This window comes from Pseudomonas sp. N40(2020), from assembly GCF_014472415.1.
Lineage (GTDB): Bacteria > Pseudomonadota > Gammaproteobacteria > Pseudomonadales > Pseudomonadaceae > Aquipseudomonas.
This window is the reverse complement of record NZ_JACSZV010000007.1, coordinates 1-12,340: the sequence shown is the minus strand read 5'-3', so window position 1 is coordinate 12,340 and position 12,340 is coordinate 1. Positions and strand designations below refer to the sequence as shown.

Sequence of the window (12,340 nt, the reverse complement as noted above, 5' to 3'; positions counted from 1 at the left end):
CGGTTTTTTTAAGCGGGCTTGTACAGCACAGGCATTGGAGTGCTCATGAACGTTGAAAACTCGGAAGCAATACTGCTGATTCCTGGCGGCTACTGGGTTTGGATTGATGTGGATGAGGCCAGCATCGGTGGAACAGGTACTGCTATGCGCTTCGAGTTGCCCTTGCATGCTCACAACCTGCCGTTGATGCATAGCCACGAAACAAAGCTCGTAGTGGCGCTAAGGGGGGAGCTGGATATTCGTATTGGTCGACATAGAATTGCATTGCTGCACGAGGGCGATGCCATACAACTTGAACCGGGAATTGCGCACCGCATCCATCAAGCCGGATCAACCCCGAGTATCGTTGGTGCAGTGCTCTGGCCTGGCGCAGTTGAAGGAGCTTTCCGAGAAATTGCCGCGTTGGTCGAGCGAGGCGCCTATCAACGTAGCGAGATGATTCGAATCCTCTCCCGATACGGCGTGATTTGGGCTGAACAACCCCTTACAAATAATCATCAAACAGTTGCTGTCCGACCTTTTTTCGATTTTCTCCGCGAAATGCCCAGCCTGCTGTCTCACGCGCTTGAGCACAGATGGAAATGAGTGGCTGTTCTCTCAATTTAGCGTTCAGAATGGCGAGAGAAAAAAGCCCGCGTACGGCGGGCTCAGTGGCAACAACTGTATTTATTTGGGGGAGGGGGCATGCAGTCGGTTTCCTCTAACTTCTACCTGTTGACCGATGGCAAACTCTTGGCGCGGCGAGCGCACCACTCGTTCTTCACCGGTATTGCTTCGGACTGCGTAGGCTCGCTCTTCTAGACCTGTAGCCTTTTGCACTTCCCGGCCGCCGAAAATCCCTAGCGCAGCTCCGATTAATGCGCCTAACGGGCCGCCAGCGGCTCCGCCGATTAGGACGCCAGTGCCTGCACCAAATGCCGCCCCTGCTGTAGTGTCCTCAGCTTGCGAGAGGACTTCGTCAGCGCTTGCGTGAGAGAGTTGGAACAGGGAAATTCCAATTGATAGAATGACTGCATAAAATTTTCTCATGCTGCCTCCGATTGGCTAGCATGGCAGTATTAGCCATGCAGATCTGGTTAGCGTGCTAATCAACTCGCCGTCTAGCGCTGCTTTTCTATGTGTCTTCGTCAGTTAGCGCAGGTACTCCGCCCTCCTCAAAGACCCAGGTCGGAAAGGCTTGGATGGTCATCCGGGCGACGGCCCAGAGGCCAATGAAACTTTCGTTCTGACTCTTTGATGGGCATGTCGTTGATGCACGCAAAACGGTGCGCCATCAAACCGTTCTCTGCGAACTCCCAGTTTTCATTTCCGTATGAGCGATACCAATTCCCGGAATCGTCGCGCCACTCATAGGCGTATCGCACAGCAATACGGTTTTCGGTGAACGCCCATAACTCCTTGATAAGTCGATACTCCAACTCCTTATTCCATTTTCGCGTAAGGAGCGCCTGAGCCTCAGCCCGGTTGACTGCAAAATCGACGCGATTGCGCCATCTGGTGTCGGGGGTGTAGGCCAATGCGACTTTTTCCGCATCTCGACTGTTCCATCCATCTTCAGCCAGACGAACTTTGAGTGTCGCAGACTCACGGTCAAACGGTGGTAGGGGGGGGCGGGTCTCAGATTCAGCCATGATGACTACTCCACATTGAGGTACATCGGGGATAAAATTTATGGTTCGCTAGAAGCTTAGTTAGGTTAGGAACGATTGGTGCCTCTACCGATCATTTCTAGAGTAAATAAATCACCTGGTGTGAAAGCGACTTCTGGGTTAGATAAACCTCCATTTGATTTTTCATCGCTAGCGCCCAATGTATAAGTAGGTTTTCAGCGACGATGCTAGAGTAGCGGTTTAGAGCAGTCCAAGAATCGAAAGAACTAATGCTCGTTTGTTTATGTAAGATAGGTCTAACGTGAGTTGGGCTCCATGCTACATAACATACATTTCGATGGCGTGCTTCCAGGTTGGTCTTTCACTTAGTGTAACAGTGGGGGGGCTTGCTACCCAATTGATGAGCAAATTATTATGCCGCTTCCTTGGCTGAAACAAGGTGTCCGATAGCTGCACTTTTTTCACCTAGATGGCTACTGATACGCGAACGTAACCAGCGTTCACCAGGATCCGTATCTGAAGTCGCACTCCATGACATAGATAGGTCGAGCGCAGGGATGCTCAACGGAAGAGTATCCATCCGCAGACCACCTTGGCGAATCATGGTCTTAGGTACGTAATCAGGAGCGACCGCAACCATCCGCGGTCTTCGATCAGGGTTTTGAGCGCACTGTATGCGGCACAGACAAAACGACCTGACGTTGCCGACCTAAAGCCACTAGCGCTCGGTCAATAGAGTCAATCACCTCTCCATTTAAAGACACGGAAACATGTGGACGGTCGCAGTACTCATCGAGATCAAGACCTCCGCTACTGACATCTGGACTAAGAAATGTGGGGCGGATGGTTCGTAGGAATTTGCGCTTGGCATTGGCTTGGAGGTCGCGTCTACGCTTCAGACGTGCGTATCTTGAGAATCGCGATGGTAGGTGTCAATAATCCAAATACTGCGGATTGGCTCGGCACTGCTCTCGCCACTGCGATGATGCTTGATGGAAAGCTGGCTTGCGCCACCGGACTCTCGAACGCGATGAAGTTTCTATCGGGGATTGAGGCGCTGCAAGTCAATGCAACCTCGACGGAGAAAGGTTGGTGTGTGGATGGATGGCTCCCTTGGGTGACCAATCTACGTAGAAGCGGGTTTGTAGTCGCCGCGGCGGTGGAGGGAAAGCGCGATGGTAGACCCTTCATACTCGCGATTCCGAGCACGTTATCGGGGTTAAAACGCTCAGATAATCTTCAGCTGATGGGGCTACAGCTCACGAATACAGCGGCATTACATTTCACCCAGTTGAACATAAATCGGGAATGGCTGATACACGATGACGCACGCGTTTTTCTCCCTGCGTTGCGACCAGCATTTCTTGGGTTGCAGTGTGGGCTAGCGATTGGTTTGGCGCGGCGCTCATTGATGGAGGTCGAGGTACGAATTTGAGGCAACCGATCTGTTCTTGCCGAGACTTTCAGGACCAGCGTCGCTGGCTGGAGCATTTAGTTTCGGACCTCAAAAGCGGGCTGTTGGATGGGCGGTTTGTAGCTCAGCCAACTGCTTTATTTTGTTTGTGAATAGCCTTTTCTGAGTCGGCGACCAAAGCAGTCGATCTTGAATTGCAGGCAATTGGAGGAAGCGCCTTTTTGAGTGGGAATAGTTATGGATTTGCCAGACGTTTACGCGAGTCGGCTTTTTTACCTATCCTCACCCCAAGCCTGGTCCAATACGTACTGAACTCCAACGCCCGTTATCTGACCGAAGCGTTTCCCGAGCTATCGCCCTTTTCGAGACATACGGCTAAATCGCTGAAGGAGCTGCAATCAGCATTGGGTTCTTGGCATGATCATTATCAATGGTGTCAAAAAGCGCAGGTCGAAACCGACTTGCAGCCGCTGGTGCGGGCCTGGTTGTCTTCTGCGGCAACCGCCCTTGAAAAAGCAGAAACTCAATTGGTAGACCTGACACATTCGCTGCCAAATTTTTCAGGCAAAAAAAAGCTGCCTAAGGTGGCAGCAGAAAAAAAGAACACGCGAGGAGCAACGTAAAGATTGATGTGAAATAGTTGCAATATGATGACGATATGTTGGATGTCATCTTTTGAAAGGCGGGCCTGCTAAAGGTCTGTGGATAGTCATAGGCAATGTATGTGGCGCATTTATACGTTGTTTCAGCTTTTCAACGAAGGCTTCGGCCTCCGCATACTTACGAAATCTGACGCGATAAGCGCCGATGACGACGATCCCTTCAGAGTATTTGTCCGCTTCTTCGATACTGATCAGCACGATTGAACTCCTATGATTAGGAGGTGGGTCATTGCCAATGCAAAGCCTACAAAGCCAGTAAATCGCTTCACAGCCCCGTCATTTGCTATGTTCGTTCGTTGTCATCTCACTGATTTTTCAATGATTCGATACCATTTCTAATGCATTCGGCGTTCAGGTCGAGCGTGGCGATGGCTCCAAGTACATGACTGGAAACTCCAGTGGAACCTCTCTGGTCTATCCACACTCCTATCGACTCAATGGCGTCGGCCAGCGCGAGCTGGTTTTCATGGAGCTTTTCGAGTACGTCATGAAGTTGAGAGTCAGCTGACATGGCAAAATTTCCTTGAGGTAAAAAGAAAAGGTTAGCTGCCTTGGGGCATGCACGCCTGCTTGGCCAACAACCGCAGACCAGTCACCGTTGCCTGTTGTACAAGGAGCATGCCCAGCGGGCGCTGCCTGCCGCCGGCAATCTAGACCCGGCGTGAGGCCATCGTCCGATAGAGTCCACTGTGAAGTCTATCGCGCAATTCGATTGCCCACTTGAAGAGGTTCTCTTCGCTCTCTCGCCACGACATTCCGTCCACCCACCGCGGCAGTGTGTGTGTAGAAGAATAAAAACTGACGCGCCGTTTCTAACCAATCCTAAGCTTCATCGTTTTGACTCTACTACTTAGCTATTGGATGAGCTTGATGGTAACCATTCAATACAAAGAGTTTTCTGTAAGTCAGACGGTTGAAGCGGCAACTACCTTGAAAGGCGGTGTAGCTATTCGTCGATGCGGGATGGGTCTCTGATTCTCGCAAAACGAGATCGCAGCAGCCTAGTAGATGACCGTCTAGAGTTTACGGCCAGACGAGCCTCCACCGTATAGGGAGAGGCTCGTCAATAGGAACGTTACTTGTTTAGATAAACTTTCACATCGTTGGCCCATGTGCCTACGGCTCTTACAGCCCTTAACAGCTGTAATTCAGTACAGCCAATGGATTTGCACCAGTTACGCACTTCGTTCGGATCATTTACATCAATGCGCCTAGTATCTAATGGGCTTGTAATGTTTTTGTTGTCGGCCATGTGTTTCTCCTAAAGAATGGTAGATGCGTGATGCAACGAATCGAGTATGGGGGTGCCAGCTTTACAATTCAGTGATGCAAAAAATGTTACTATCAATAGTGCCTTTATCAAGTTAATATTATTTGTAACTAAATAGCGCCTATATCGAGATCTTAGTCAAAAACCGTCTTCGGATCAAAAAATAGGGGGGAACTCCCAAAAAATCTAGAGCAGCAGTACCCTGGGGCGCTGCCCCAGACCCTGCTCTACGCCGCCCGAGGCGCTAGGGAAGCGGTCAGGCAGAGCCTAACCACTTCCATATCCAAGGCTGATCGCTTCGCTCGTTAGTGTGTTGTTATTAAATATAACGGTTTCTACCTGTGCTTCGCACAGGCAGACACCCCGTGATTTTTTTGACAATACGAAGCTTAGGGTGGTCTAAGTAATGACCATCAAAATCAAATCGAGAAGCCAACGCACAAGGTGTCACTACGGTTCGGCCTAGCTACGCCCTGTTGCACAATCTCTTGGGTACTTAGGATCAACGCCAGTCGCTTTGATCGTGAGATGCCGGTGTACACCATGCTCCGCTCCACAAACTCACTTTGTAAGCGCTCCGGGCATCCCGTCTTGCGTAATTAAACCGGTTGCCACTTATGCGGAAGCAACTGATCCATTTCACTCGCCCGCTGCGTCGGCAGGCGTGTGAGAACATCCTTGAGATAGGCGTACGGGTCATGCCCATTCAACCGCGCTGACTGGATCAAGCTCATGATCGCAGCCGCCGCCCGTTTGCCGCTGCGTAGCGACCCTGCAAAGAGCCAATTGTTGCGTCCAAGAGCCCATGGTAGGATCTGGTTCTCCGCCCAATTATTATCAATGGGTACGGCCCCGTCATTGAGGTAGCGCGACAGCGCGGCCCAGCGTTTCAGGCTGTAGTCCAGTGCTCTGCTGATAGCCGAACCTTCGGGCACAAGATCACGCTGGGCGATCATCCAGGCATGCAGCCTATCCATCACCGGCACGGCTTTTTCTTGTCGTATTTGGCACCGTAAATCCGACTCTAGGTCGCGGACTTCGCTCTCGATTTCGTATAACAACTGTATGTAACGCAGGGCCTGCTCAGCGAGTTGGCTTTTGTTGGTGGCGTGCAGTTCGAAGAACTTGCGCCGGGCATGGGCCATGCAGCCGATCTCTATCACACCGAGTTCGAAGCTGGCCTTGTAACCGCCAAAATCGTCGCAGACCAACTTACCTTTCCAGCCTTGCAGGAAGTTGCGCGCATGCTCACCGGCGCGGCTGGGGCTGAAGTCGTAGACAACAGCGGCTGTTTCGCAGAACTGACTGGTGGCGTGCGCCCAAACATAAGAACGGTGGGTTTTCTTCGAACCCGGAGCAAGCATTTGCACGGGTGTTTCATCCGCGTTGTGACATTCAACCTGACCCGCTGCGAGGGTTCCCGAGAAATGGCGTTGGGTGCGTTATGCGACAGTCCCGCGAATGTTGCTTTGGCATCAACCGGTAACCTAGGCCCGGACGATATCGACAGCATCCCGGCGGGCATCATCTGTTTCGCATGGGCCTTCCAAACCGAACCTGGACAGAGCGTATTGTCCGGTCAGCCCGCTTAACGTGGGCTTCTCGACAATTGCTGTCTCAGCTTTAGCCTAATTAGCGCCAGCGGTACTTGCATCGAAGACGTTACAGCCGCGCAGCCATCCTTCGATGGCCTCTCAACCAGCACGCAGGTATGCAGTCTTGAGCGCCCCTGCTGGATCTTTTCGGAAAGTGATTGAGGCAGGGATTATTCAAGTTTATTGAGATAAGCCATCAACCGCTCCTTCCCAGACTCGCTAAGCCGATAGTAACGCTCAAGCAGCTCCGCTTCATCATGACGGTAGGCGTAGAAGTAAGCTGCGGGCAGATTCAGTTCAACTGCGACTCGTTCTATCAACTCAGGGGCTGGAACGCGTTTGCCAAGCTCGTAGCGATTCATACGCGTACTCGCCGAAGCAGGCTCAAGGCCAATGCGTATGCCCAGCTCTTCCTGCGAGAGGTTGGCACGCAACCGCGCATATTTAAGCCTAATGGATAGCGTGCTACTCGTCATGACGTCGTCTAGTAAATCAGTAGCGCCATGGTGCAATTTGCTGCTTTTCTAAATACTACCGATTTGGTAGCTTTGGCCGGCGATGGCAAATCAGTGGCTCAGAAGCGCTCAGTTGGCCGTCATTCTGGAAATTTTATAGGGATACAATCCATGGTCCTTGGCCAATATTCGCTGCTAGGGCACAGGCTGCTTGCGCTCGCAATACCTGCCGGCTGCATGTTGTTAGCAGGATGTGGGGGAGAAAGTGAGCCGCCTAGAGCTGAAAACTCTAAGGCTTCTGCAAACCCTGCGGCGGTTGACGCGAAGGCGTCTGACCAAGCGGTCTTGCAACAACTCGCTCAAGAAAACGCTCCGCGTGTCGTCGTATTCCAAGACCCAGGGTTGGCAGATCCAAATGCCTATCTTGACGCCAAGCAACCAATGACGACTTTCAATTTGTACAACGCGAAACGCGATTGGAACGAGACATCCGAGGATATTGCCGATTCCATTGCCGATGCGTTCAATCTCAAGAAAGCAAATCCCGAGCTTTATCGGTTGGCGTCAGAAAGACTTTCTGAGCAGGATTCATTTAAGAAGAAAGATCTGACGACAGCGATAGGCGTCTTGGTTGGAGCGGAGGCCGAAAAATCAAAGCAGTACAATTTGGTCAAATTAAGCTCTGATGATTGGACGCCTATTTCACTGAGCAATTATGATCAGCAAGCGAAAGGTTTTCGAATAGATAACTGTTTGTTTTCGGATAAGCTGGAATATTCAGATGAAGAAAGGCGCAACTCTACTTCTATGGCGCGGGCTCCCAAGCTTCGCTGCTACATAAATCCTGGTCCAACTTCTTACTACCTCGGCTTTCAAGGTGGTTCTGAGTTACTGCTAGATGTTCCAGATGAATCACTTGCTCGAACCTTGGAAGCTTCAAGAGAAAGCTTGAAAATCGACATCTACGGCTACGTGAAGTCTGTGGAGCGAGAGCGTTTCGCCGGACAGTTCGGTCCTCAGCGATTTGTATTGATTGGCCCGCAGCGCATTGATTTAAGAGATGCCAATGGGAAGATCATTTACTCGAAGAACATCTAATATCCGTAAAATAATATCTTTCGCGAAGGTGGCGTATTATATGGCACTTGTAATACTAGATGGCGTCATTCAAGAAATTGGCTTCGGCTCTTATGTTGATGGGCAAAGAATTATCTCGTTTGTAAAAATAAATGGTGTTCGCGTAAAAGATGTCATTTGCGACGACTACATGCGTTCATTTTTAGTGGTAGGGCGAACGGTTAAGCTCGCGCTCGTCCGTCGACTTCAGGGTGTGCATGTTTTGTATTCAGCACAGCTTGAAGACGGTGAAATCGTTTCCAAGGGTAAGGGGCTACCTGTCGCTTGGGTAATAATGCTTGGATTCGCTTTTTCTCTTTTGATGAGTCCAATATTCATAGCTATTTTGCGCGCTACTCACTCGATCGTGGTTTCATTAATAATATTGGTAGGAGCTGGAATGGGGGTTGCGTATTTCATAATGAAAGATCACTTCAAAGCCCGCAAAGTATTCAATATCACTCGTTAACGATATTCCGTGCTCCTGCGCTGTTGTAACGGTTGTATGGTTGTCATCATACAACCATTCTCTACCTGTTCCGTTCAACGATTGTAAAAATTCTCCAGCCTACCTCAATTTCCGCTGTGGCTTGCCGATACGCTGTAGGGCCCATTTATAAACGGTGCGCCATCAGCGTACGGCTCTTGCCAGCTAGATCGAGCTTGAGACTGCATGCTAGGGTTACAGGGGTATTGATGCAGTCGCAAATAGTCACTGACTCGCAATGCGGTATTCCTTCGTCATATATGTCAACTGGATAAGACTGAAAGATACGAGAAATTGAAATCAATTTTAGATATGTTCGGCCTCTTAGAGGCTAAAGACCTTATCTTACTCGCTTTAGGTGCCTTAGTTGGCTACCTGCTGAGTTTGATCGCTACTAAGCAAACGGAGAAGAAGAAAGATTTAGTTTTAGAGGTGCTCGGACGCCATATTGTTGCTGAGAGCACTGACACCTGTCCCTTTTTGATAACCGACCTAGCGGGGATGAAGCTGGATAACGTCTACTATTTTGTAGTTCGCGTATGGAATAGAGGCCGCGAAGCAGTGCGAGGGGACGAAATCTCCCGAACTGCGCCTCTTTCGATTGAGGTGAGCGAGGATGCCAATGTCATTGGCGAGCCGCAGATAATGAAACCTCACCCTGAAATGGAGTTCTCGATCACATCATTGCATCAGAATAAATTCAGTATTTCCTTTGATTGCCTGAATCACGATGAGTGGGTTGAGGTAGGCTTCTATATGACAGGAAACCCTAGAGCCACTATCAGTGGTGCTGGGCGTGTATTTGGTCAGCACTCTGAATTTGATGTTACAACCGATGACTCCCGTACTGGTTGGCTTGAAAGACTGAGTTATTTGCTCGTAGTGTTGATGATTGTTAGCAGTCCATTCGCATTGCCGTGGGCGCTATGGTGGGCGTACACTGAATATACAATATCTGATTTGCTCTTCAATACCGACAAGCTTCCGAAGTTTCTTATGACGCTTTTTTGTCTCGGTATTATTGTCCCTACCATCACAGCCTATTATTTCTCGTCGCTATGGTTTAAGCGCAAAAATAATCCTAAGGGCTATCCAATTCGTGAAGACTTCGAGCCAACACAGCGTGAATCTCTTAGAGCTTTTTATCTAACAGCTCTTCGTGGGAAACGTTATGAGGTTTCTGCTTCGGTCCACGATTACGGAGAGATTAAGACACGCTCAATCGAGAATAATAAGTCGGACCTTCCATGATCTCGGCTAAGTACCGATTTCCGAAAATGTGCTCCATATGGAGGCGGCCGAATGTTCTGGTATACCGTTTATACAGCTGGCAACTTTGACGCTTGCGGAAATACTTACGTTATCGAGGAATCGAAAGAGCCGTCCTTAATACTGGTTCAGCCCCGAAGGGCGGGGCTGAGTGCATTTCTTCCGTGATTAGTTCGATATCATTGTTTTACACGAAGCGCCGTTGGTAACGGCGTGATTTGGCAGCTTCCTGAACCAGTTGAAATGTCGGTTACCATAAGAAGGCCCAAAATCGATGGTGCAAAATTTAGGATGCAGTTTTCACCAAATTTGGCATCGAAATTTGGATTTTTCCCTGTCTGTATTTCCCCCACCATCGAGCCAGTTTTCTTCCCCGCATCATCTGTGGCAGTGACCTCAATGAGTTTCTGACCAAGCTGGTAATAACCTTGGGTCTCAATGCCACCAACGGTCTGTGAGGCAACAGCCGGACAGGCGAGGAATCCTGTGACGACGCCTGCCAAGGCGAGAGCAGATAAACGCATTTATTTCTCCAAACTTACGATGGGTGTGGGTAGCGCAAGACACGAGTGCCCCTCAATCGCCCCGAGCCCGCATCCGCGAGTCTTGGGGGTGTGCTTGCGGGGCTCGACGTCTAGCACCAACGGTATAGGGGCTGCGCTGGGGCAACATTTCCGTGAATAGTTGCTTTCCTTTGCAAGAGGAAAACGTATTCACTGCATCCAGCAGCAATTAGGGGTGTTGAAAACAGCTGAAAAATTACTCGGAAATTGGGTACAGACGGAGCGCACATTGCGCGAACCGACCTGATAACTCGTAAAGTTGGTCATTGCTCATCTTTCCGCCGATATGAAGGCCCATGAGCAATCGCCACATCTGTGGAACGGGCGATGCGGTTTCAGCTTGCTGCGGGTCAAGCAGCATCTTTCCGATTGCTTGCAATGCTTCAGCCAAAAGTCGCGGGTCATCATTGTTACCCACTGCAAGGACTACGTCGGCTTGCAGTTTTTCGATTTCAACAATTACTTCCGATCGGATGCTCTGGGTCGTCATCAGTAACCCCTTAAATTTTTCAGACGCGAAGATAGGCGTCCTCTATGTCGTCGACCTCTGCTTTCGGTCGTGCTCTCGGGTGTCCGGTGCTTTCCGATTAGTTATTTTTGAGCACGGCTATAGGCCACCCAAGCATCTGCCACGAAACCGGTATTACGCGCTTCCACCATCCAATGCTGACGCTCGGCAAGGGCAAGAGTATTCCACCAGGCCATGCTGGCCTCTTGGTCAGCAGTGCGGGGGCGACCATAATCCTCACCCTGCGGTGGATTTGGTCCAGCGGCGGCACCAAGCGCAGCGAGTCGCATGTCACGATACTGAGTGGCTATGTTCTTCAGTTCCTGCGCGTTATAGATCGATAGTTGGCCCGCATCTAATAGGCCATCTAGGTAACCGTGCAAATACGCGGTGCGCGTACGCGCTTCCGTTGCGTCTGGCGCCTCAATAATCAGCGCTTGGGCTCTCATCAATAGGGCTTGGCGTTGAGATTCATTCATTGGTTTTTCCATCCTCTTGCGGACAAGCAGATAGAGTTACCGATATCACCATGCCAGCGCAATCGAGAAAGCACGGCGGAAATTTCTCGGTCAACTGCTAGGTGCGGCTAACTTTGGGGGGACAAGCATGTCTTGGGGTGTGCTGAATCGTGTCAACGTCTCCCTTGGCAGCATCAGCGATCAATTTCGCTCGGATTGCACCAGGTGCGGATTGAACATGCCGTTGGAGATCATCGGCGTCGCCTCTTCATCGCCATGCTGCTGGCAGAGGAATTCGCGTATCGCCTCTGCGGTTCTACTGGCGCTGGTCACTATGAAAAAATGCCCCTCTCCTGGTAGGACGCATAGTTCGGCACGGCGGATGGTTCGGCGCAAGATGTGCGCGTTGTACAGCCGCACTAGGGTGTCACGTTCGCCGGCGAGGATTAGCGTGCGTTGGCGCAGACGGAATAGACGCAGCAGACTGGTCCAACCAACTAAGGCGGCGAGCTGGTGGTAATAGGCTCGCGGGTTGGCTGTGAGCATGCCTTTCCCTACACCGAAGCGCAGCAGAGTCCGTATGGAATTGCGCGAGACCTCTGTCTTGCGCAATTTGTTATTTTTGCTCCTTCCAAAAAAATCTAGGATGTCGGCGGGCTTCACAAGCAACGCCGGGCCCGCCGAGGTCGCGGCTAGGATCAGTCGGCGCACCATGCTCGGATAACGTAGGGCGAATTCTTGCGCCAATGCACCGCCCCAACTCACGCCGAACACATCGACTCGGTCTATTCCCATTTTGTTGAGCATGTAGTGGTCAACTAATCCCGGACACGACGTTAAGTTTTTTCTCGGCCTGAGCTGGGGCCAGTCCGTTATTGAATTGGTGCGGTCTAATCCAGTTGTACCGATGCATCAGGTAATGACTGATGTCGC

General features: G+C 50.6%; 13 protein-coding genes and 4 pseudogenes. 7 read left to right on the top strand and 10 right to left on the bottom strand.

Going from position 1 to position 12,340, the window contains the following annotated elements:
* Positions 1–45 precede the first annotated feature (45 nt).
* On the top strand, positions 46–585 hold the full coding sequence (locus tag IAI51_RS07220; RefSeq protein WP_187677845.1) for a cupin domain-containing protein: 540 nt from the start codon (positions 46–48) through the stop codon (positions 583–585).
* A gap of 569 nt (positions 586–1,154) precedes the next feature.
* On the opposite strand, the gene IAI51_RS07215 is transcribed toward IAI51_RS07220, so the two are convergent.
* Positions 1,155–1,631, bottom strand: a complete 477-nt coding sequence (locus IAI51_RS07215; RefSeq protein ID WP_109629148.1) for a DUF1348 family protein — start codon at positions 1,629–1,631, stop codon at positions 1,155–1,157.
* A gap of 964 nt (positions 1,632–2,595) precedes the next feature.
* On the opposite strand from IAI51_RS07215, the pseudogene IAI51_RS27910 reads away from it, so the two are divergent.
* Positions 2,596–3,403: pseudogene (locus IAI51_RS27910) on the top strand (acyl-CoA dehydrogenase); the annotation flags it as partial.
* A gap of 25 nt (positions 3,404–3,428) precedes the next feature.
* A complete protein-coding gene (locus tag IAI51_RS28175) occupies positions 3,429–3,647 on the top strand; it encodes a hypothetical protein (RefSeq protein ID WP_410457995.1) in 219 nt (72 codons plus the stop codon).
* A 45-nt stretch (positions 3,648–3,692) separates the two neighbouring features.
* Here IAI51_RS28175 and IAI51_RS07200 read toward each other — a convergent pair whose 3' ends face one another.
* From IAI51_RS07200 to tnpC, 4 genes and pseudogenes are all read right to left on the bottom strand, one after another.
* Entirely contained in the window at positions 3,693–3,884 is a 192-nt protein-coding gene (locus IAI51_RS07200; RefSeq protein WP_187677843.1) for a hypothetical protein, read from the bottom strand.
* A 106-nt stretch (positions 3,885–3,990) separates the two neighbouring features.
* Positions 3,991–4,197 (bottom strand): hypothetical protein, encoded by a 207-nt coding sequence (locus tag IAI51_RS07195; RefSeq protein WP_187677842.1) that lies wholly within the window; start codon positions 4,195–4,197, stop codon positions 3,991–3,993.
* Positions 4,198–4,761: 564 nt separating this feature from the next.
* On the bottom strand, positions 4,762–4,938 hold the full coding sequence (locus IAI51_RS07190) for a DUF3606 domain-containing protein (RefSeq protein ID WP_187677841.1): 177 nt from the start codon (positions 4,936–4,938) through the stop codon (positions 4,762–4,764).
* Between the two features lie 617 nt (positions 4,939–5,555).
* Positions 5,556–6,344, bottom strand: a pseudogene (gene tnpC / locus IAI51_RS07185) (IS66 family transposase); the annotation flags it as partial.
* Here tnpC and IAI51_RS07180 point away from each other — a divergent pair.
* Positions 6,342–6,539, top strand: a pseudogene (locus IAI51_RS07180) (CinA family protein); the annotation flags it as partial. The pseudogenes tnpC and IAI51_RS07180 overlap by 3 nt on opposite strands.
* A 182-nt stretch (positions 6,540–6,721) precedes the next feature.
* Here the strand turns inward: IAI51_RS07180 and IAI51_RS28170 are convergent.
* The gene (locus IAI51_RS28170; RefSeq protein ID WP_172792179.1) at positions 6,722–7,027 is read right to left on the bottom strand and encodes a helix-turn-helix domain-containing protein; all 306 of its coding nucleotides are present in this window, start codon (positions 7,025–7,027) and stop codon (positions 6,722–6,724) included.
* A 27-nt stretch (positions 7,028–7,054) separates the two neighbouring features.
* Here IAI51_RS28170 and IAI51_RS07170 point away from each other — a divergent pair, with 27 nt between their 5' ends.
* The 3 genes from IAI51_RS07170 (at position 7,055) to IAI51_RS07160 (ending at position 9,860) form a co-directional block, all read left to right on the top strand.
* On the top strand, positions 7,055–8,104 hold the full coding sequence (locus tag IAI51_RS07170) for a hypothetical protein (protein WP_262410309.1): 1,050 nt from the start codon (positions 7,055–7,057) through the stop codon (positions 8,102–8,104).
* A gap of 40 nt (positions 8,105–8,144) precedes the next feature.
* Positions 8,145–8,591 carry a hypothetical protein gene (locus IAI51_RS07165; RefSeq protein ID WP_262410308.1) on the top strand — a complete coding sequence of 149 codons (447 nt, stop codon included), beginning with the start codon at positions 8,145–8,147 and terminating at the stop codon, positions 8,589–8,591.
* Between the two features lie 312 nt (positions 8,592–8,903).
* A complete protein-coding gene (locus IAI51_RS07160) occupies positions 8,904–9,860 on the top strand; it encodes a hypothetical protein (protein ID WP_187677838.1) in 957 nt (318 codons plus the stop codon).
* 197 nt (positions 9,861–10,057) lie between these two features.
* Here the strand turns inward: IAI51_RS07160 and IAI51_RS07155 are convergent, their stop codons facing one another.
* The 4 genes and pseudogenes from IAI51_RS07155 to IAI51_RS07140 form a co-directional block, all read right to left on the bottom strand.
* Positions 10,058–10,402: a hypothetical protein gene (locus IAI51_RS07155; RefSeq protein ID WP_187677837.1), complete on the bottom strand. Its 345-nt coding sequence runs from the start codon at positions 10,400–10,402 to the stop codon at positions 10,058–10,060.
* A gap of 235 nt (positions 10,403–10,637) precedes the next feature.
* Positions 10,638–10,931 carry a hypothetical protein gene (locus tag IAI51_RS07150; RefSeq protein ID WP_187677836.1) on the bottom strand — a complete coding sequence of 98 codons (294 nt, stop codon included), beginning with the start codon at positions 10,929–10,931 and terminating at the stop codon, positions 10,638–10,640.
* Positions 10,932–11,032: 101 nt separating this feature from the next.
* On the bottom strand, positions 11,033–11,428 hold the full coding sequence (locus tag IAI51_RS07145) for a hypothetical protein (protein ID WP_187677835.1): 396 nt from the start codon (positions 11,426–11,428) through the stop codon (positions 11,033–11,035).
* A 180-nt stretch (positions 11,429–11,608) separates the two neighbouring features.
* Positions 11,609–12,214: pseudogene (locus tag IAI51_RS07140) on the bottom strand (alpha/beta fold hydrolase); the annotation flags it as partial.
* Positions 12,215–12,340: the final 126 nt, after the last annotated feature.